The organism is Belliella filtrata (genome assembly GCF_022549775.1).
Taxonomy (GTDB): domain Bacteria; phylum Bacteroidota; class Bacteroidia; order Cytophagales; family Cyclobacteriaceae; genus Belliella; species Belliella filtrata.
The window spans coordinates 1-22,437 of record NZ_JAKZGP010000069.1; the positions used below are offsets into that span (position 1 = coordinate 1).

The window sequence follows — 22,437 nt, forward strand, 5'->3', positions numbered from 1 at the left end:
AATCCAACAATGGAGCTGAAAACTTCTGTGTTATAAGATCCGTCGTGGATACCCTGATCAAACGTTCGGGAAATATCTTAGAAAATCTAAATCATATAGCTAATTTACAACCTGAGTAGTTACAATTGTGAAAATCACCATTCTTATATACTTCTTCTACTTGGGCAATGAAAATGATTCCCTGAAACATCAAGGAAAGGATCAAGCCCAAGCTTACAAAAGTTTTTATTCTCTGGTGCATATCAATAATTAGACTACAAATTTAATTCAAATTACAAGCCAATTCTTTTTTTTGGGAGAAAATATTTTAATCATTTACAATCTTACCCTTTACCATCCATATTCCAACTTGGCTAGATTGAAAATTTGTTGTAGATAAGGCTGCTATTTGATCATTGCCAAGATCAGTCAAAGAGTTCCATTTAGCTTCTCGATTCAATGGCACCTTGAATGGCCTGCTAGGGTTTCTGAAATTACTAGGCGTATCACTAATCACCACCTCCATAGTTGCCAATTCCCAATTATCAGCTCGGTCACCCGTGCTCTGGTAGGACATAACATAATATCCCCCGGAGGTTTTAATTAAATATGGAGCACCTGCATAGACATAATCTGGAAGTGGATCTTTAAGCGTATTGTATCGATTTTCATCACTTCCTGACACTGGGGAATCCCAGCTTTCATTTATCGCGTTTTTGACTATATATGGTTTAAATTGCCCACTTACATTATCCTCAATCGCCACATAAATATGGATATCATCATGTACAGCAACAGGCATACCATCTCGAAACTGAGCCCTATAACTCACTGTCTTAAACCCTGAAGACCATGTAACTCCTTGATCTTTTGAATACAACACGGAAATTTGTTGATCATGAGAATCTGGATAGGGTGTTTCATTTGCGAAGTAAAGTTGAATGTCTCCATTGGGAAGAGCTAGGAACGAAGGTTCCCAACATCCATTATCAAATCTATTACCTCCTTGATATAAAATATCAGGTTCACCCCAGGTTATTCCCTTATCAAAACTCCGCTTGACCGCTATGGAAAATGGATACACACCATCCTGAGTTGGTCGCAAATTGGTTGCTAGCAAAACATCCCCATTGTCCAACTCAATCAGCTCAGGGTTTGTGGCGCGAACTTTAACCAAAGTACCATTTTCTGGATTGGTATAATCAAAACTCGAATAAGCCATGCCCAAATCTTCCCATTGGATTCCATCTTGACTTTTTTTGAGCATGATATCTCCTTGAGGACTTTCGTAAGCGATCAAATATTCGCCGCTACTGAGCACTCTCAATCTTGGATAAAATCCTTCTGTAGCTACATTTACGATTGAAGTTTCATCCCAAATGATTCTAAGTCCCTTTTCAACAACAGTAACATTCCCATTGTTCTCAATATCATTTTGGCAGGAAAAGAATAGAATTAAAAATGTAATTAACAAAGCTTTCATAGACGATTTCATGATAGGTTTAAATTTTGGGTTATTCATTTTCTTTTGGTCTTAAAAGATCTGTAGGGTGCAATGCACATTCTCCCTTAACCATACCTAAAAATAACCCCTCTGCCAGCTCTCTCCTCTTTATCCTATATCACTTTTTATACTAATTGTCTCAGAATAGCTATTTTGAAGAAATTAACAAGCTTTTAATAAAGAACGGATATCCATTTTTATTTGCATTCATAAAGATACCAGTAATCAAATCATCAAAAAGATAATCAATATTCAGGTATGGATGCATAATTGATATTATTGGATAACTTCCTCCGTAGTTCGTAATTGATCCAGAAGTTATGTTGTTTTAATATCAAACAAATCCTCTAGTATCAAAGCGGGGATTCAAATTCATCATTTAATAAAAAGATGAAGTCGCGTATTTATAAAGTTATTAAATGTCCTTGACACATCTAAACCCAGTATGATCAAGGCCAGAACCTTCACTTGACTTCATCCTTCAGGACACCCTATATCCACTACAATATGAATCAATACAAAGAAAAGACCCTCTACGAACCACTCTTTTAGAAACAATTGGATCTTGGACGTTATGTGGGTATTCAGGTCCTTTCACTGACTGATCTTTTTTAATTTATATGCATCAGAACGATACCAATCTTCACATCATTCCCATATATTGCCCGCCATTTCATACAAGCCATAACTATTCAGCTCAAAACTCATTACATGCGTAATGCCTTCATAGCCATCTTCTTTGAGGTTTTGATAGGGTAAAATTCCTTGTCAATAGTTTGCTCGATGTGTCATTTCTGACACTGGTGCATTTCCCCAAGGATACTTAGCCTTATCAATTCCACCTCTCGCTGCCCACTCCAACTGCTTCCGTTGGTAATCGTTTCCCAGCCCACTTTGCATAAGCCATCGCATCTTGGTAAGCCAATTGTACAATACCTATTCCACCCTAGTTGTCGGCCCATCAACTTGGAGCTTACCAGATTCATCAATTGACATTTTATCAATAAAAACCAAACGTTCATCTCCGGTGTCCTTGGTTCTTCCATGATATACTACATACATTTCCTTTTTATCTGGTGAAAAAAGTACGCTGTTGTGGCCTGTTCCAGTTACTGTACCACCACTTTGAGTATTTTTTTCTATCACAGGATTGTTTTGAGCCTTTGTGAATGGACCCAAAGGTGAATCCCCTGTGGCATAACCCACCGCATAATGCTCTCCTCCAAAATGGTTGGCAGAATACATGATGTAATATTTTTCTCCATGCTTGAAGGTAAAAGAGCCTTCTGTCCATCTTCGGTTTACTTCTCCACTCGTAACAGACCTACTCTCCCACTCTGCTTGCTGATCATTCATCTTGACAGGCGGTCTTAGGAGTAATACTGGTTCACCAATTACCCCGGAGAAATCAGGCTTAAGCTCAATACCATATACCCAACTTTCTTCGATTTCTTCGAACATTCCTTCTTCTCTGGCCCAATCAGCGATTTCTGAATCAACAGGATGCTTATAGCAAGCTCTAGAATAGTACAAATAGAATTTACCATCTTCATCTTTAAAGACATTGGCATCTATGATAGGATAACCAGGATCAAAAAGTGGTTCATCTTTCATGTCTATAAAGGGCCCCACTGGATCATCAGATACAGCAACACCTATCTTAAAGTTCTCCAACTCATTCGTGGGATTTTCTCTCCAATCTGCGCTGTAAAACATGTAGTATTTGTCATCAAACTTATAAACCTCTGGTGCCCAGAAATTTGCGACTGACCAAGATTCTAATGTATTTCCATGGAATACCTGCCCCTTTTTCTCCCAATGTTTCAAATCTGATGAGAAATAAACCATAAATCCATCCTTTGCACCAGCGCCAGTACCATACATGTAGTATTTTCCACCACCATCATCTAATATATATGGATCACCAAAAGCTACATCCAGTGGATTTTGAAATTCTGATAGTAAAGGAGAACTAATTTCCACTTCTTTTTTTTGACATGAAAAAAACACCATCAAAAACATAAGCTGAATTCCTGAAACCAATTTAGCGTTTATCATTTCTTACAATTATTTACAGTTTATTAAAAAACCAAACTTTCACCTATTAAAACAAGTATTGAGGATGTCTTTAAAAGACATCCTCAATACTGCATTATACCAATATCCTAATTTATAAGACTTCTGATATTACTTCATTTTGACATTGACATTGTAGAGCTTTTGATGTGCTGACTTGAGCCAAGACTCATCAAACTTGATAATCTTTCTATCATAGGTCATCAGGCCATTGGTCTCCACCTCTACATCTGTGGTCTGGGTGTAAACAGCCGCTGAAAGTCCCGCTGAAATCAGATCTCCAAGTGTTTTCATAAACTCTCCGTATCTATTGACCAAAGCTTCTTTGTCTTTGAAGCTTTGATAGCCCCAGTTGTCCTTGTCTTGCCAAGTATGTCCATCGACTGGAAGACCCAATCCTCCAAATTCTCCCAGCACAATCACATTGTCCTTTCCATATATTGCCGGATCTGGCATCGTAGCTGCTGGATAATTATGTAGGTCAATGATATCTCCAGTGATCTTCGTTCCATCCATTTCAAAATTTCCGCCACTCGCTGAATTAACTAGCCTGCTTGGGTCATATTCTTGCGTCCACTCTGTGATTTCTTTGGTCTTGAACTGCCCCCAAGCTTCATTGAATGGAACCCAGACTACGATGGAAGGGAAGTTATAATTCGCATCTATGATGGCTTTCCATTCTTTTTTAAATATAGCTTCTGATTCTGCTGTTCTGTCACGATCAGTTCCCTTACCTATAATACCTGGTCGCATTTCCCATTCATTTCCGTGGTCGCCATTTGGCATGTCTTGCCATACAAGCATCCCCATCTTGTCACAATGGTAATACCATCTTGCTGGCTCTACTTTCACATGCTTTCTGATCATATTGAATCCCATCTCCTGTGTTTTGATGATATCAAATACCAAAGCTTCCTCATTAGGAGCTGTGTAGAGTCCATCTGGCCACCATCCTTGGTCAAGTGGACCATACTGGAATACAAACTTGTCATTCAGCAACATGCGCTTCACACCATTTGCATCATAGCCCATGCTGATTTTTCTCAAGGCTGCATAACTCTTAACTTTGTCGACCACTTTATTGCCTGACATCAGGCTGATCTCGAGATCATACAGAAAAGGGCTCTCTGGACTCCAATGCTTTGGTGATGGTATTTTGAGATCTATACCATTTCCTACACTTCCTTCTTGAGAAGCTACTTCTTTACCGTCAGCGAAAGCTACTACTTTAACTTTGGTATTGCCATTAGCTCCTTTCACCGTAGGAAGTACTGAGATCGTTCCATTATCAAAATCAGGAGTGTTTTTGATATGCGCTATATGAGATTCAGGTACTGTTTCCATCCATACGGTCTGCCATATTCCAGTGACTGGTGTATACCAAATTCCATGTGGATTTTTGATTTGCTTTCCCCTCGGTTGCGGACCATCATCAGAAGGATCCCATACCCTAACTTTCACTTCTTGCTTCTCTCCTTTCACCAAAGCCTCGTTGATCTCAAAATAGAATGGATCAAATCCTCCATGGTGAATCCCTACAGATTTGCCATTCACAAAAACCTCTGCTTCCCAATCGACAGCTCCAAAATGTAAATAAATTTTACCCTTTCTTTGGCTAGACTTCAGAGAAATTTCCTTAGCGTACCAAAGCTCATGCTTACTTCCTACACTACGACCTACACCAGAGAGTTGAGATTCTATGGGAAATGGCACCGTGATCTTACCATCATAATCAGTGGGGGAAGCTGTCCCCTTGCTCACTATAGCATAGTCCCACTGACCATTGAGATTTACCCAATTTTCTCTTGACATCTGAGGTCTAGGGTATTCTTGATGAGGTGCTACTGCATTTACCTGTTCTGCCCATGGAGTTGAGATTGGTGGTTTGCTTAGCTGCTCTTGAGCTTTGGTAGACGCTATGGTGAGCATCACCATCAAAAATGCTAAGCTTAGGTTTCTTAGGTTTAATTTTGTCATTGTTTTTTATTATAATTAATTGAGTAAAATAGTATGCACATGATAAGATAGTTTTTCTACAAAAACAATTTAGCAATGCATTTTTGGTAATATTTTTATTTAATTTTTATTTTTTGTAATTCAAAAACCTGAAAGATTCAGGATCAAACACCAAGTTTTTTTGAGCATCATTGTTGGCATCAGTTTCAAATTTTGCTTTTATGATAGCTGTCTTACGAGGCTTAGGGTTTTCTTTAGAAAAATGCGTGTGAAACACATAGTGCAATTCTCCATTCCCATCTTCAAATAAGTCTCCATGTCCAGTCCCATTTTGATCCACCAAAGATTTCTCTAGGATAGGATTATGAGATACTTTTTCCCAAGGTCCAATGGGATTATCACTTGTCGCGTATCCTACCGCATAATCTGGGTTTCTAAAGTCATTGGTTGAATAAATGAAATAATAGAGCCCATTTTCTTTTACAATTGTAGGGCCTTCAGCAACTGGCCACGTTACATTCTGTGTATTTTCCCATGGTTCAATAGCGGAGATACATTCCCTTACAGATTCTTCGATGATACCGCTTAAATCAGGCAGCATTTCGGCAACAAAAAGCCTATTTCCATCTTGTAGTCTCACAGAATAGAGATACACTTTTCCATCATCATCGAAAAACACAAATGGATCGATTTGTCTAACTGGGCCTGAAATTTCTTTCTTTTCTTCTTGAACAAATGGCCCTAGTGGACTATCTGAAGTAGCAATGGCAATTTGTTCATTGGCTGTGTAAGCCATATAGAATTTTTCATTGTGGAAAAAAACTTGAGGTGCCCAAAATCCTTTATCGCCGAACACATCATCTTTGTGTAATGCAAACCCATCTTTCGCCCCATATGGCCCTTCCCAATCTTGAAGGTTCTTAGAAACGAAAACTTCAAACCCTACATTTGGAATATTTTCCACAGTCCCATAAAGATAGTATGTGCCATCATGGTAAAAAATGGTAGGATCTGCATAATTCAAAGCTTCCAATTGTACAGATGCTATATCTGATGATGATAATTTGTTTTGATTAGTTTTCCCTTGTTGGCAGCTCGTACCAAAAATGAAACTTGCCAAAATCAATCCTATGGCTAGTATATTTTGTCTGTAATTCATTATTTATGTTTAGTTAATAAGTTGCTCTTTTCAAATTATAATCCTCCCAACTCCCCATATTTTTCCATTTTTTATTTTTCCAAAAATCTAAACTCTTCTGGATAGAATACCAAGTCATCTTCTCCATTGTCACCTGAAACGAATTCAGCTTTGATGATTGCGGTTTTTCTTGGTGTGGCTCTTGAGCTGTTGAAATGTGTATGTAGCACATAATACCAATTACCAGCTGCATCTGAAAATATATCTCCATGTCCAGGTCCATTTTCATTTACAGTGTTACGACTAAGGATTGGATTACTCGTAGACTTTATCCATGGGCCGGTAGGCGAATCGCTAACTGCGTACCCTACTGCATAATCTGGGTTTCTAAAATCATTGGCTGAGTAAACAAAATAATACTTACCATTATGCTTTATCACTGTAGGGCCTTCAGCTACTGACCAATTTGCAGATTCAGTGTTTTCCCAAGGCTGATCAGCTTCAATGCAAAGCTGTACTGTCTCTTCCTTGATACTCATCAAGTCCTCGGTCATTTCAGCAACATACATTTTGTTACCATCAGAAAGACGTACAAAGTATAGATATACTTTCCCATCGTCATCAAAAAACACAAATGGGTCAATCTGCTTGACAGGTGCTGCTATAGCTACTTGATTCTCTTGAGTAAATGGCCCAAGAGGACTGGTAGAAGTTGCTATAGCTATATTTTCATTTGCTGTATAGGCCATATAGAAGACCCCATCACGTTCAAATACTTGGGGAGCCCAGAAACCTTGATCACCGTATACATTATTTCTATGCAATGCCAATCCTCCATTTTCACCCGCAGGACCTTCCCAATTAACCAGGTCATCAGAAGTATAAACTTCAAAACCTGTATTTGGATCATTGTCAACAGTTCCATACAAATAATATATCCCCTCATGTTGAAATATAGTTGGGTCTGCACTATATATTGGAGCTATTGTAGGTATGTACTCTTCAACAACTTCATCTTCAGAACAAGCCAAAGAACCTAAAACAAGCATTGCAAAAGTGATAGGTCTTAATAATAGATTTTTCATTTCATTTGGGATTTAGTATTGAAATTTTTATTCAAAGACTAAAAATCATGATCAAAGTAGCCAGCATTGACTACTTTGATCATGATTAAAATTATCAATATTGAGGGTTTTGATTTAGATTTGGATTGTTTTCTACTTCCTGTTGAGGGATTGGTAGCCTGATACTTCTACCTATCACGAAGTTGTTGAAATCAGGATCTCTTTGTGCTACAGCGGCAAGCTGCGCTGGATTGCTCAAATCCCCCCATCTTTTCAGGTCTGCCCATCTTACAGATTCGCTAAAAAGTTCAAGTGCCCTTTCCATTTTAAGTCGCTCCAAAAACTGCTCTTGATTATTCCCTATGGCAGGGTAAGCTTCTTCTAATGAACGCAAGTTTGCCCTACCTCTTACTGTGTTTACATATTGATAAGCATTGCTAGTCTCACCCAGTTCATTTAATACTTCAGCATACAGCAATAGAATATCAGCAAACCTCACCATTCTGAAATTATTCTGAGCAAAATAATCTTCATTGTCACGGAAATAGTCTCTTGCATACTTTCTAAAGTATACTCTACTACCCCATTCCCAATTGCGTCCATATACTTTGTCTCCAAAATCTGCTTCTAAATCAGGATAGAATACAGTAAATCTCAACCTAGGGTCTAGTTCATCATCAACAGTCCTTTCACTTTTGAAAGCATTGACAATCCATGGCCTAGCTTCACCATCTGACCATCCTATTCCATTGGGTGCAAAAAACTGAGGTCGATGAGTAGTCATAGTGGCATTAGGAACCTCTCCATCTCCTCCTCTATTGACATCAGAAAATTGAATCTCGAAAACTGACTCCGAATTATTTTCATTTAAGTGAGTGAAATTATCTTGGTAATTTGGTACCAAAGAATATCTTCCTGCTCCTTCACCTATGAAGAAATAGTCTAATGCCTGTCGTGCTTCAGTCCATTTGTGTTGCTGCATGTATGTACGTGCCAAAAAAGCATTTACTGCACCTTTGGTTGGCCTGCCTACATTTGCCGCATCTCTACTTACGGGTACATGGTCGAGTGCAAAAAGCAAGTCTTCCTCAATTTGAGCCCACACTTCTTCTAGTGGTCTTTGCTCTGGTAAATCTTCTGGTTGAGAAGGTTCCAACACAATCGGAATATTTTCCCAAAGCAATGCCGCATAATAGTAATGTAATGCTCTAAGGAAATGTGCTTCTGCCAGAAGGCGGTTTTTCTCATCGTTATTTTGAAATTCAATATCGGGAACATATGTCAATACTTGGTTGGCCCTCCATACTGCCTTATAAGTATCTCTCCATGTTTCTACATTTCCTTCCCAAAAATTGTAATTAATATATTGGAACCTAGTCCAATCTCCTAATTCTAGCCACGGACTTGAACTAAACCCCTCATCTGAAGTTAGGTCCAACCTAAAATACATCCATCTTGTCCAAAGTCCAGGTTTGTAAAACATTGCATACATGGCATTAACACCAAGTCTGGCATCATCTTCTGTTTGCCAGAAATCTGCTTGTGTCAAAGTATTTGGATTGGGTATATCCAACAAATCTTCATTACAGGAAATTAGTTGAATAGAAAATATAGATACTATTGCTATATAAATTATCTTTTTCATGATATTCTGGGCTTTAAATTAAAATCCTAATTGTAATCCAACTGTGTACATTCTCAGATTAGGAAAGGCAAAATTGTCAAATCCCCTTTGGAAAATATTGCCATTGAGAAACTCAGGGTCTAGGCCAGAGTACTTGGTGAAAGTCAATAAATTTTGGCCAGAAACTGAAACTTGTGCCGTAGCGAAACCTATTTTCTGTGTTATAGCTGGTGGAATAGTATAACCAATTCTAATCAACTTCAATCTCAGAAAGCTTCCATCCTCTAACCATCGGTCTGTATCTCCTCTTGAATTAAGTGTAGATGCTGCAATCGCTCTTGGTACGTCAGTGTTAGGGTTTTCAGGTGTCCAAGGCTTTATTCCAGCTCTGTAATTACTGTTGTCATCAAATCTGTCTACCAAACTCCTATATCCACTATATACAGTAGCACCAAATGAACCGAACCATTGCATACTGAAATCAAAACCTTTGTAACTCGCCCCCATATTCAATCCTATCTCGTAATCAGCCCAAGGACTTCCCATGACCACTTTGTCCTCATTGGTGATCTGCCCATCGTCATTATGATCTTTGAATCTAATATCACCTGGTTGAGCATTAGGCTGAATCATTTGACCAGCAGAGTTAGTATGACTCTGAATCTCTTCCATATTTTGGAAAATTCCATCCGTCTCCAATACAAACCACATCCCAATGGGTTGACCGATCTCTGTTACAGTATTTCCTGAATAGATGTCATTTCTTCCATACCCTAGAGATAGCACTTCATTTCTCAATGTGGTCACATTTGCAGTAACATAATATTTGATTGGTTTGGCTGATTCCCTGTATGTAGCGGTGAATTCAAACCCTCTGTTTCTCAAAGAAGCCGCGTTGACAAATGGATCTGTTCCATCGTGGCCAGTAGTTCTGGGGATTGGCATATTTGTCAATACATCATTTGTCTGAGAGATAAAGTACTCAGCTGAAAGGGTAAGTTTATCTTCAAAAAAACCTGCATCTAAGCCATAGTTTTGCTGTTCGAGAATTTCCCATCTCAAATTTTCATTGGCAAGTCTTACTTGAGTAGCGCCAGGAATGACAGTCTGATCCATTCCCATAGCAATGGTTGGGAACACATTGATCAAACTCAAATGATCCCAATAGCCAATATTGCTACTCCCTAATCTTCCGTAACTTGCTCTTACTTTCAGGTCATTAACAATATCAGAAGAGAAGAATCCTTCCTCACTGATCCTCCATGCTCCAGAAAAAGATGGAAAAGTACCCCAACGATTTGCTCTCGACAATCTTGATGTCCCATCTCTTCTTACCACTGCATTGATCAAGTATTTGTCATCATAGCTGTATTCCAACCTACTCAAGTATGAAAGTAAGGCAGCTTCTTGTCTAAATCCACCTACTTGAGGAGTATCTCCTTGATCAAGAACTGTATAGTAATTACCAAGTGAATTCATTGGGATATTCCTCTTATTACCCCAGATTTGAGCATATTGGATTCTTTGGTAGGTTTGACCTGCCAATAGTTTTACTGCATGTTTTCCAAATACCTTATCGAATGACAAGGTGTTTTCAACTAAGCCATCCATGTATTCTCCTCTATTTTCATCATATATAGCTGGATCATAAGGTTGATTTTGAGTCCAATTCCCCTCCTTACGCAGATACCTGTAATTGTCATGGCTTACATTTAGTCCAAGATTTAACCTATAAGTCAGATAAGGTAATATTTTCAATTCTGACCAAATATTCCCTTGAATTCTCATGTTTCTATTTTGTCTATCTTCCAAATCTGCGATCGCTACAGGATTGGAGCCGAAAGTACTTCCTCTTGAGGGACTCCCATAACCATAACCTCCTGGATTATTCTCATCATATACAGGTATCGTTGGCAGCATTCTAGTCACATCGACTATCGGATTCCCAGACATCTCATCTGCATGTGAAAGGGTGATTGCTAAGTTTTCTCCTATGCTAAAAACACCTTTGGACCCTTGGGTATTTACCCTGAGACTGTATCTATCGAACCCGGTACCGATTACAGTACCTTTGTTTCCAAAATAATTCCCAGAGATCAAGTAACTCCCGTTTTTACTTCCACCCGAAACTGTAGCATTGAAGTCATGCATCTCGCCAGTCATGTATGCAGCATCTTGCCAATCTGTATGGATGTTTGGGTCTAGGTTTTGTCTTGGTTGACCTGCATTGTCATAAGTCATATTATTGAGCCTGATAAATTCATCCGTACCAGCTAAATCATACCTAGGGATTGTCTGTATACTATTTCTTGACGAAATCTCTACGTACATAGGGCCATCTTTGCCTCGCTTCGTTGTGATGATAATTACCCCATTTGCAGCTCTCGAACCGTATATGGCAGCCGCTGAAGCATCCTTAAGTATTTGGATAGATTCAATATCATTTGGATTGAAATCCCTATTGGCAGTAGTGATCATACCATCTATTACATAGAGTGGGCTTGCATTACTGAAATTGTTCAGTCCTCGAATAACGACGTTGGCTTCGGATCCTGGCCTTCCTCCTCCTCTTACATTAACTCCCGTAGTCAATCCTTGCAACGCTTCACCAACAGTGGTAGCTTGTCTTTTTTGTAGTTCATCTGTATTGACCACAGCAACTGCACCTGTCAGATCTTTCTTTTGCTGAGTTCCGTAGCCTACTACCACGACCTCATCCATGGCCTGGACATCTTCTTCAAGTGTCACATTGACAACGGATCTGTTTTGGATTCTTACTTCTTGACTGACATATCCTATAAATGAAAAAACCAAAATTCCGTCTGCACTACCTTCCGGGATATCAATAGTATAATTTCCATCCAAATCAGTAGCAACTCCTATCGAGGTAGATTTAAGCAATACTGTTACACCAGGGATAACTTCTCCAAATTCATCTTGAACTTGTCCAGTAACCTTAATGTCAAGCTGGCTTACACTTACAAAAGTAGATTCAACATAATTAGAAGTGGCTCTTGCTCCACTAGTGCACACCATGAAGATGCACAATGTATAAATAGGAACTCTCCAAAGCTCCCTTATGCTTGTAGTTTTTTTACTCATAATAAAGATTATTTTAGGTTATGGTTTAGGCATCGGTTCATTCATATAGAAATCGTCAAAGCCTACTCAAACTTACTCGGAGTAAATGGAGATATGTATTCAACTTTTCTCAATCCTTATCCCAATTGTATCAAAAAAGGCTTCCTAGTAACAAAAAACTCAATATGTGATAGAATTTGAAAAAGTACATTGCAGAAATCGAAGAATAGATTCGTAAATTCAATTTCCCAAAGTAACTATTCATGAAAGTAATTCTGCTATATCTCCTATTGAGTCTTTTATTTACAAACGTCAATGCCAATATAGGCTCATATTATTTTAAGCATTTTCAAGTAGAACAAGGTCTGTCACACAATACCGTAATGGCTTCAGTCCAAGATAAAGATGGTTTTATTTGGTTTGGGACTAAAGATGGTTTGAACAGATTTGATGGTTACAGATTCAAGGTTTTTCGACAAAACAGCACCACTAATCAAAGCTTAAAATCAAATTTTATCACAAGTCTCTACTCTGGCAAAAATCACCTTTGGGTTGGTACAGATAAAGGGCTCTTTCGGTACAATAAAGAACAAGAAAGTTTCGATCACATAGAGGTTTCATCAAATTTTTACATTAGAGAAATAAAGGAAGATATCAATGAAAACTTGTGGTATATAGCTGGTAACACCTTGTACAAAATAGATCAAACCAATCAGCATGTAAGGATTTACGATCCTAGTGATACTTTCCTAGCATCTTCCATTTGCATGGACAATCAGGGCAGTGTTTGGGCTTCTTCCAATAGTGGAATGATCAACAGGTACGACCCTGATTCTGATACATTTGTAGGTGTTAGTCTTTTTGATGATCAAGTACAAGTAGGTAATAAAGTCATAGAAAAGTTACACTACATAGACTTTACAAAAATCCTTGTAGGAACACAGAGTGATGGAATAAAACTTTTTAATCCAATCTCAGGAACTTACACAAACATGGTTTCAAAAGGAATTAATGATTCAGAACTTTTTGTGAGAGATTTTTTAAAAATAAATGATAGACAGTTTTGGGTTGCTACAGAATCAGGTGTATTTATTATAGATATAGAAAGTAAAGATTTCACTAACCTAAAGAAGAATTACAATGATCCTTATTCTCTTTCTGATAATGCCGTCTATACACTTTTAAAAGATCAAGAAGGAGGAATATGGGCAGGAACTTACTTTGGTGGACTCAATTATCTTCCAAAGCAATACACTCCATTTGAAAGATTTTTTCCTAAATCTGATGAAAATAGTATTAGTGGAAATGCTGTAAGAGAGATTGTGAAAGACAAACGTGGAAAATTATGGATCGGAACAGAAGATGCTGGGTTGAACAGATACGACCCAACTAACGGGACATTCATCAATTATATGTTGAGCAATGATCCAGATGTACTGACCCACAACAACATTCATGGGTTATTGATTGATGGAGAAAAACTATGGGTAGGCACATTTTTTCAAGGATTGTATGTTATAGACATTGTTACAGGTAAAATCATTAAAAAGTACGCTTCAAACCAAAAAAATGGAAAATTGGAAAATGATTTCATTTATGCTATCAGTATGTTGAAAACTGGTCAAATTGTTATTACTACCAATGCTGGAATTTTTGGTTACAACAAAGAAAGAGATACATTTGAATCATTGGAGGGGTTTCAAAAAGACCTACATTATACTAGTGTGTTTGAAGACAGCAAAGGCAATATTTGGGCAGGAACATACACTGATGGATTATATGTATTTGACATTACAAATAAACAATTATCAAGTTTCAAGAAAAACTCAAAAGAGTCAAAACATATAAGTAGTGATGCCATTCACAGTATTTTCGAAGATCAAAACAATCAGATTTGGATTACCACAGCAAGCGGGTTGAACAAAATAAATCAGAATGATGATTCAATTACAATTTACACCACAGCCGATGGTTTACCCAGTAATGTCTGTTATCAAATTGAGCAAGATGAAGATAAAATGCTATGGATTTCAACATCAAAAGGGCTTGTAAGATTTAACCCTGAAAGTGGTGATATTCAAACATATACCAAAGATCATGGAATCTTAAGCGACCAGTTCAATTACAGATCTTCCTTTATGGATAAAGATGGGACTATGTATTTTGGTTCTGTCAAGGGTTTGATAAAATTTAACTACAGGAATTTCCTAAAAAATGAGTATCTGCCTCCCGTTTTTATAACTGGGTTGCAGATTGGAAATGATGAAGTTGATATAGATGAAGAAACCTCACCATTAAGGAGATCTATCATATTTACTGACAAAGTCGCTCTTAAACATAACCAATCTAGCTTCAGCCTAGATGTGGCAGCCCTTAGCTTTACAGCTCCAGAAATCGTCCAATATGCCTATAAGCTTGAGGGATTTGACAATGAGTGGATCTTCCACAAAACCAATCGTAAAATTTCATTTACTAAAGTTCCTCCTGGAAAATACACCTTTCTTTTAAAAAGCTCCAATAGCAATGGGGTTTGGAGTGATAGTATTAAGCGTTTAGAGATCCACATATCCCCTCCTTTTTGGGCAACATATTGGGCATATTTGATTTACTTCTTTGCAATATGTTCATTGATTGCGTTTATAATTATTTCTCTATACAACCGGAGTCTTCATAAAAATAGAGAAAGAATGGTCATACTGGAAAGAGAAAAAGAAAAAGAAATATATAATGCTAAGATCAAATTCTTTACAAATGTAGCACATGAAATCCGTACCCCACTTACGTTGATAAAAGGTCCATTGGAAAAATTGCAAAAACAAATACATGCAAGTCCAAGCGAACAAAACCTCCTTTTGATCATGGAAAAAAACACTTCACGCCTACTTGAATTGGTCAATCAATTGATGGATTTCAGAAAAACTGAAAGTAAAGAATTTTCATTGAATTTTGTAAAAGTAAATCTTGTAGATCTTTTGGAAGATCTCATTTACAGATTTTCACCTATTGCAGAGCAAAAGAAATTGACTATCAAGTTAGAAGTGGATCACAAGCCAGCTTATGCCTATATAGATAGAGAAGCAATGACAAAAGTATTTAGTAACTTATTAAATAATGCTTTGAAATTTTCAGACAAATTAGTAGAAATTTGTATCAGTTCTATACCTGAAGATAAATCTTTGGCTATATACTTTAAAAATGATGGCTCTTTGATAAATGATGCAGATAGAGAAAAAATATTCACGCCTTTCTACAGAGCAGCAGCCTCAGAAAATGTACCTGGAACAGGAATAGGTCTTCCGCTTGCAACATCACTTGTTGAGTTACATTCTGGTACAATTCAGCTAGAAAAAAATGCTAACTTAAATATATTCAAAATTCAAATTCCAATAGAACAACAATTGATTTTTGACTTTGAAATAGAGCATGATGTATTACCTGAAGATGGCTCTCAAAATGAAGTGATTTCAAAAACTGAAACTGCAATACTCATAGTTGAAGATAACCTTGAATTGTTAGATTTTTTGTCTCAAGAATTAAAACCATATTATGCTGTCTATACAGCAAATAATGGCAACAAAGCACTTGATATTTTGGAAGAAAAACCCATCCAACTCATTGTAAGTGATATCATGATGCCAGGAATGGATGGAATCAGCCTTTGTCAAGCAATCAAATCAAACCTTAACCATAGCCATATTCCAATTCTAATTCTTACAGCTAAATCGACACTTCAATCAAAAATAGAAGGCTTAGAATCTGGCGCTGATGCATATATTGAAAAACCATTTGCCGTAGAGCATTTAATTGCACAAGTTTCTAATTTGCTAAAAAACAAAGTAAAAGTAAAAGAATACTACACCAATTCACCCATTGCACATCTCAAAACAATAGCACATTCAAAAGCAGACGAAGAGTTTTTGGAAAAACTGAATGCAATCATCTATGGAAATTTAACTAACCCAAATCTTAATGTAGATTTATTGGCAGACAATTTCAATATGAGTAGACCTACTCTCTATAGAAAAATCAAAGCAATATCAGATCTCACTCCAAATGAACTTATCAATTTGGCTAGGTTAAAAAAAGCTGCCGAGCTACTGTCAAGCTCTGACTATAAAATTTACGAGGTCGCAGACTTAGTTGGCTACAATTCTCAAAATAGTTTTACGAGAAACTTCCATAAGCAATTCGGCATGACTCCCACTGAGTATACAAATAGCTACTTGACAAAAGCTAGATAGGTCATTCATAAACTCTTAAATTTAAACTTCATTCTTCATCCCTATCCTCTGCTCTGAATTTTTTCCAAAATTCATTTGGACTAATACCGTATTCTTTTTTGAATGCATTGAAAAATGTGGTTCTTGAATTAAAGCCTACTTTTTCACTCAAACTCATGATCGTAAAATCATCTAGGTAACCGCCTTTTATCAATTGAACAGCATAATCAACCCGGTAGTAATTAATCAATTCATTGAAGCCTTTATCAAATGTCTTATTGATTATTTGAGAAATCAACTTGGTAGAAAGTCCTGTTTTCTTTGAAAATTCGGACAAGGTAATGCCATTTTTTGCAAAAAGTTTTTCTGTATTTAATAGATAAATGATCCTGTTTTTTGCTGTTAAAAGATCAAGTTCATTAATCCCTGCTATAGTGGATTTCTCCTCGCCCTCAAGTACCATTTTTGGAATTTTACTATCATCTTTTTCAACCATATTTTCTTCAGTAATAAAGCTATTAGTATGGATTTGATTCATTGATTCATTGCTATTCTGCTCTGAATGAGAAAGGTAAACTGTTTCGGGATTGATACGAAGGTAAATATTCAAAAGCACAAGAGGTGAAATTAATATCCAAGGCATGTATTTATAAAACAACTCTATAAATGAAGATTCAAGAAGATTTAGCACTGGTACGAAAAAATAGAATAAATGGAAGAATAATAAAAACCCAATGAGAAATACTGATACAAACAACCAGTTTTTTAGCATATTGGTTTTTATCGTTGAAAAAAATGATGGCTGATAAGCAAACAAAAGTTTAACTGCAAACCCAAAGTAAAACAGCTGTAATACCATCCTAAAGGCATCTATATAGATTCCTGGTATATAGCCATTTGCTAGCTCATCGATTAGCTCAGGTTTTTCAATTATTTTTTGAATTACAATCAGTTTTTGATCGCTATCTAAGCTATAAAGAGGGTACAATTCGATCACATGAAAAAGTGCAGGTAGGACATGAACCCAATCATATTTTTGAAAACCAGTTTGATGCATCAAAGTATTTCTGATAAAAAAATAAAAAAATGGCATAGCAAGAAACATCAATGGATTGATCACCCTCAACAGATGAGGGAAATCAAGAATAATCTCTAATTTGAACCACAAGTAATAAGACAGGTAAAATAGGGAGTAAATGAATAGGGTAACGCCTATGTAACCATTCTTTACAATTGCATTTTTAACTGGTTTTAAAATTAATACCAGTGCGTTAATAAGAGATATAGACAATAAAATAACTATCAGAACTGCTGAAAGGCTCATTGAAGTTTATTGGGTGATAAGTTTCAATCACCAAATCTATAATAGTTTATTTTAAAATCTACACTTATTTGGTTTTTAAACACAAAAAAAAACACAAAGCTTTCGCTTTGTGCCTTTTTCAAATATCAGAACAACTTAGGTATTACTTTCTCATCAAGTTTAGCATACCTCTTCTTATCTCTCCAGTCTCTCCTACTTCTACTGTCCAGTAATAAGTTCCGATAGCCATTTCCTTACCATTATAAGTTCCATCCCATCTTTCTTTAGGGTTCTTAGTGATGAATAGCAATCTACCACTTCTTTCAAAGATCTGTATTCTCACGCCTGAGTAATACATTAGTTCTGGAACTCCCCATGAGTCGTTCACTCCATCTTGATTTGGAGTAAATGAATTGGTGATTTCAATATCTCCAATGGATGGCCTTATTCGATGGATCACGAATGATTTTTCCATAACATTTCCATCTCTATCCAATACTGAAATGGTGATATTGAAAGAGCTTCTGCCTGGAACACCTTCATTACTGTTCCAGTAAAGTATGTTATTCCTAATATCGAAATATTGATTGTCACCACTGTTATTGGAGAAGTACAAGGTATGAATATCGTCTACAGGGTCTATTACTGTAAGATCTCCAATCATAATGGAACTGCTCTCAAAGTCAGCTTCGAAGGTATCATTGCTAAGCAATAAATCTTCTGGCATTGGCTTTGGTCTGACAACTACACGGAGTTCAGGAATCAACCTTAGTGGGTTTGTTACTCCAGGCTGGAGGATGAGTTCTCCTTTTGCATAATAAGTCCCTCTTCTAAAGGCATTTACAGTAGTCACATTCCAACTCACGTCCAAAGTGATTATATCTCCATTTGTAGTAACAACTTCAACTTGGGCTGGAAGCTCTGCAGGAATATCTTCTGTACCCCAATCGATTATATAAGCTGTTTCCTCTAAGAACACTCCATCCAAATAAACTCCAGTAATAGGGAATTCAAAATTGATCACATTTACAAGTACTGGTGCACTGGTTTCGTTACCATGAATATCTCTTACAGTCAAGATCACGATGTTTTCACCCAGATCTGCTGTCGTGAATACTGTCTGACTTAGACTGAGAGAGGCTACACCACAGTTATCAAATGAACCGTTATTAACCATCTCTGGAGTTATGGATGCTCTTCCATCCAAGTCAAGTCTTATGGAAATAGCTTGCGTAATCACAGTAGGTAAAGTTTGATCTTCTACCACCACTTCTTGTGTAGCTGAAGACAAGTTACCAGAAGTATCTATGACTGTCCAGGTGACTGTGGTACTTCCGATTGGGTATCGAGCTGGTGCATCATTGCTTACCATCATCACACTACAATTATCGCTTACCACAGGCGTGCCAAGTTCTACTCCCACTGCTTCGCAATTTGCATTAGTCGCAACCACGATAGAGGCAGGTGCAGTGATCACAGGAGAAGTCAAATCTACTACCTCAATCTGTTGAATGGCCTTGGTGATATTTCCTGAAGCATCTGTTGCTGTCCAGGTAACATTGGTAATACCAAGCTGCAGAACTTCTGGGCCATCATGTACTAGTGATACTATGGTACAATTGTCCGTTACAATAGGCAACTCTAGTGATGGTAAAGCTATGTTACACCCTTCTTCCACTGCAAGTACGATTCCAGCGATTGGTTCAAATCTTGGAGCAATTTTATCCAATACTGTTACTCTTTGAGTTGCTAGCGTTCTGTTGCCACTTTGATCTGTCGCTGTCCAGGTTACCAAAGTTTCTCCTATTGAGAATGCTTGAGGGGCATCGTTGGTCACTTCTACATCTCCGCAATTATCAAATGCAAGAGGAGTTCCCAAAATAATATTCTCTGCCTGACATCCTTGATTAGTCTCCACCGTAATTGCTGCTGGTGCTAGTAGGACTGGCTTGATAACATCCAACACTTGAATGATTTGAGAATCAGTGCTTGAGTTTCCATACTTATCAATTGCTGTCCAAGTCACTACTGTCTCTCCAACTGGGAAGACAACTGGTGCATCATGGTGAACCATAGCAACTTCACAATTGTCGAATACTATTGGAGTACCAAGGTTTACATTAAACGCAACACAAGAGCTATTGGCATTTATGGTTCGATTTGCTGGTGCCATAATATTTGGTGGTGTCTGATCAGAAACCGTCACCAGCTGTTTAGCTGTAGAAACATTACCAGAATTATCTACTGCCGTCCAAGTCACGACCGTTTGACCTATAGCGAAGACCTCAGGAGCATCATTACTAATTGTTTGAATTCCACAGTTGTCAATTACAATTGGAGAACCCAATTCAACTCCTGTAGCTGTACACCCATCATTGGTAGCAATATTCAATGCCGCCGGTGATGTGATCTCAGGTACCAACCTATCTTCCACAGTTATCAACTGGGTGGCAGTTGCGCTGTTTCCTGCTGCATCTATTACAGTCCAAGTCACAATAGTTTCTCCAAGTGGGAAGCTTTCAGGAGCATCATTTAGCACCTGATCTATGGCGCAATTGTCAGAAACAATTGGCGTACCTAATACAACATTGGTCGCTTCACACCCTGAATTAGTTGACAAAGTGAGATTAGCAGGAGCTTGAATTTGAGGATTAATCAAATCCCTAAGATCAATCTCCATCGTATCCACTACAGGTGGACAAACTTCCCCTTTAGGATATACCATCATGGTGATGGTAACTATCTCAAACTCATCGTCAGCTGGGATGTATGTTGGTGAAAGTGTATTTGCACCATTTAGCTGACCTCTTCCGTTATGAGTCCAAGCAATGGAAGAAAACTCTTTCGCTTCTGCATCAAGAATTTGATAACTTCTCGTATTACAAATAGCTACATCATTTCCTGCGTATGCAAATGCTCCTTTAATCAAAGTCAGCACTATGCTATCTTCATCTGTTCCACCATCGCCGGTCACTTTCATCGTCAATTTTACTTGGCCTGAAGTATAATCAGCTTGACTTGGCGTATACACTGGATTCATGATACTATTATCATCAAATGTTCCACTTCCTGAACTCATCCATAGGATAGTTGTGAAATTGAAAGCCTCGGCTTGATCTAGTGATATGTTTTGATCTCCATTGCATAGGTCTAAGTCTGGACCAGCAACTGCTGTTGGGTTAGCAAATATGATCAAGTCAAAACTAGCTTCTGCTGCTTCACATGTACCAAATGCTTCTGCTATCAAAGTAATGGTAACAACTCCATTATTTTGATCTTCAATACTTGGAATGTATGTAGGAGTAAGAGAAGCCTGATTTGAAAAACTTCCAGTACCAGAACTTTCCCATCTAATCGAACGATAGTTTTCAGCAGAAACTCCTGTGATTACAAGGTTTTGACCAGCTGCAATGTTTCGATCATCCCCTACTGTCACTACTGGTGTCCTCCAAAGTGTCAAAGTGATCCTATCACTGTTTGTATCTCCACCAGCTCCAATTGCTGTCAAAGTCAACTGAACTTGCCCATCTAAGAAATCAGCCAAACTTGGAGTGTATCTAGCATTTACTATTCCTGCATCATCAAATGATCCCGAACCAGTAGTTGTCCATATTACATTTACCGCATTAATAGTCAAAGCATCTGCAAGTAAATAGCTCCCTTCTGTATCACACATTTCTGCATCAGTACCAGCTATTGCACCAATATCTGCTATTGGACTAGCGAATATCAGCAACCTCATCGTGCTAGTAGCTACAGAACAATTACCCAAAGCTGTGGCTGAAAGTGTAAGCTCAACTTCGCCAGTTTGTATATCTTCTGTGCTAGGTATGTATGATGGATTCAATGCATTTGGATTATTGAATGATCCAGTACCAGAACTTGTCCATGTTAAGCTTTGATAATTTGTTGCTGTTGCTCCTGAAAGGATATACGCTTGAGCTGAAATTGTGGAAGCATTTGGACCAGCATTAACTATCGCTTGTCTGTATAACCTTAACACAAAGCTTTCTGTTATGGAAATACAATCATCAGCTGTACTCAAAGTCAAAGTCACTTGACCAGACTCATAATCAGAAGCGCTAGGTGTATAAATCGCATCAAGTCTAGATGAATCATCAAATGAACCAGAACCTGACGTACTCCAAATAACAGTTGTACTCGAAGCACCATTCAATTGTATAAACCCAATATCAGAACATAGAGACTCACCTGATGTTCCAGTAGAAACATTCCCTTGAACCGGCTGTGCAATCGTGATGTTGTTGATCGCTGTTTCACAACCATTCGCATCCCTGATGATCACACTGTAGCTGCCTGCAGCTAGACCACTGATGTTCTGGCTTGACATGCCATTGCTCCATGTGTAAGTGTATGGTGCTGTGCCTCCTGATACTGTAAGTGCTATCGCTCCATCTGTTGATCCGAAGCAACTTGCATCACTTGTGGAAGCTATGCTTGCTGCTAGTGCCGCCGCTGGCTCATTGATCGT

General features: G+C 37.8%; 12 protein-coding genes. 1 reads left to right on the forward strand and 11 read right to left on the reverse strand.

What is annotated here, in order from left to right:
* Positions 1–307: 307 nt before the first annotated feature.
* From MM239_RS18075 to MM239_RS18105, 9 genes are all read right to left on the reverse strand, one after another.
* Complete coding sequence (locus MM239_RS18075) at positions 308–1,501, reverse strand: exo-alpha-sialidase (RefSeq protein ID WP_241349654.1); 1,194 nt, start codon at positions 1,499–1,501, stop codon at positions 308–310.
* A gap of 630 nt (positions 1,502–2,131) precedes the next feature.
* Positions 2,132–2,245: an SUMF1/EgtB/PvdO family nonheme iron enzyme gene (locus MM239_RS21240; protein ID WP_394801521.1), complete on the reverse strand. Its 114-nt coding sequence runs from the start codon at positions 2,243–2,245 to the stop codon at positions 2,132–2,134.
* 70 nt (positions 2,246–2,315) lie between these two features.
* On the reverse strand, positions 2,316–2,390 hold the full coding sequence (locus MM239_RS21245) for a hypothetical protein (protein ID WP_394801522.1): 75 nt from the start codon (positions 2,388–2,390) through the stop codon (positions 2,316–2,318).
* A gap of 29 nt (positions 2,391–2,419) precedes the next feature.
* On the reverse strand, positions 2,420–3,541 hold the full coding sequence (locus MM239_RS18080) for a glycoside hydrolase family 43 protein (protein ID WP_241349655.1): 1,122 nt from the start codon (positions 3,539–3,541) through the stop codon (positions 2,420–2,422).
* Positions 3,542–3,670: 129 nt separating this feature from the next.
* A complete protein-coding gene (locus MM239_RS18085; RefSeq protein WP_241349664.1) occupies positions 3,671–5,494 on the reverse strand; it encodes a glycoside hydrolase family 2 protein in 1,824 nt (607 codons plus the stop codon).
* Between the two features lie 148 nt (positions 5,495–5,642).
* Entirely contained in the window at positions 5,643–6,674 is a 1,032-nt protein-coding gene (locus MM239_RS18090; protein ID WP_241349656.1) for a glycoside hydrolase family 43 protein, read from the reverse strand.
* Positions 6,675–6,745: 71 nt separating this feature from the next.
* Positions 6,746–7,738 (reverse strand): glycoside hydrolase family 43 protein, encoded by a 993-nt coding sequence (locus MM239_RS18095; protein ID WP_241349657.1) that lies wholly within the window; start codon positions 7,736–7,738, stop codon positions 6,746–6,748.
* A gap of 94 nt (positions 7,739–7,832) precedes the next feature.
* Positions 7,833–9,362 carry a RagB/SusD family nutrient uptake outer membrane protein gene (locus tag MM239_RS18100; RefSeq protein ID WP_241349659.1) on the reverse strand — a complete coding sequence of 510 codons (1,530 nt, stop codon included), beginning with the start codon at positions 9,360–9,362 and terminating at the stop codon, positions 7,833–7,835.
* 18 nt (positions 9,363–9,380) lie between these two features.
* Complete coding sequence (locus MM239_RS18105) at positions 9,381–12,443, reverse strand: SusC/RagA family TonB-linked outer membrane protein (protein WP_241349660.1); 3,063 nt, start codon at positions 12,441–12,443, stop codon at positions 9,381–9,383.
* 242 nt (positions 12,444–12,685) lie between these two features.
* On the opposite strand from MM239_RS18105, the gene MM239_RS18110 reads away from it, so the two are divergent.
* Positions 12,686–16,663: a hybrid sensor histidine kinase/response regulator transcription factor gene (locus MM239_RS18110; protein WP_241349661.1), complete on the forward strand. Its 3,978-nt coding sequence runs from the start codon at positions 12,686–12,688 to the stop codon at positions 16,661–16,663.
* A gap of 28 nt (positions 16,664–16,691) precedes the next feature.
* Here the strand turns inward: MM239_RS18110 and MM239_RS18115 are convergent, their stop codons facing one another.
* Positions 16,692–17,966: a helix-turn-helix domain-containing protein gene (locus tag MM239_RS18115; RefSeq protein ID WP_241349662.1), complete on the reverse strand. Its 1,275-nt coding sequence runs from the start codon at positions 17,964–17,966 to the stop codon at positions 16,692–16,694.
* A 142-nt stretch (positions 17,967–18,108) separates the two neighbouring features.
* The coding region (locus MM239_RS18120) for an HYR domain-containing protein (protein WP_241349663.1) at positions 18,109–22,437 on the reverse strand (4,329 nt) is incomplete at its 5' end.

Excerpts from the sequence above, each read along its gene's own strand:
- MM239_RS18075 (WP_241349654.1), bottom strand. The coding sequence starts at position 1,501 with ATGAATAACCCAAAATTTAAACCTATCATGAAATCGTCTATGAAAGCT.
- MM239_RS18080 (WP_241349655.1), bottom strand. The coding sequence starts at position 3,541 with ATGATAAACGCTAAATTGGTTTCAGGAATTCAGCTTATGTTTTTGATG.
- MM239_RS18085 (WP_241349664.1), bottom strand. The coding sequence starts at position 5,494 with ATGGTGATGCTCACCATAGCGTCTACCAAAGCTCAAGAGCAGCTAAGC.
- MM239_RS18090 (WP_241349656.1), bottom strand. The coding sequence starts at position 6,674 with ATGAATTACAGACAAAATATACTAGCCATAGGATTGATTTTGGCAAGT.
- MM239_RS18095 (WP_241349657.1), bottom strand. The coding sequence starts at position 7,738 with ATGAAAAATCTATTATTAAGACCTATCACTTTTGCAATGCTTGTTTTA.
- MM239_RS18100 (WP_241349659.1), bottom strand. The coding sequence starts at position 9,362 with ATGAAAAAGATAATTTATATAGCAATAGTATCTATATTTTCTATTCAA.
- MM239_RS18105 (WP_241349660.1), bottom strand. The coding sequence starts at position 12,443 with ATGAGTAAAAAAACTACAAGCATAAGGGAGCTTTGGAGAGTTCCTATT.
- MM239_RS18110 (WP_241349661.1), top strand. The coding sequence starts at position 12,686 with ATGAAAGTAATTCTGCTATATCTCCTATTGAGTCTTTTATTTACAAAC.
- MM239_RS18115 (WP_241349662.1), bottom strand. The coding sequence starts at position 17,966 with ATGAGCCTTTCAGCAGTTCTGATAGTTATTTTATTGTCTATATCTCTT.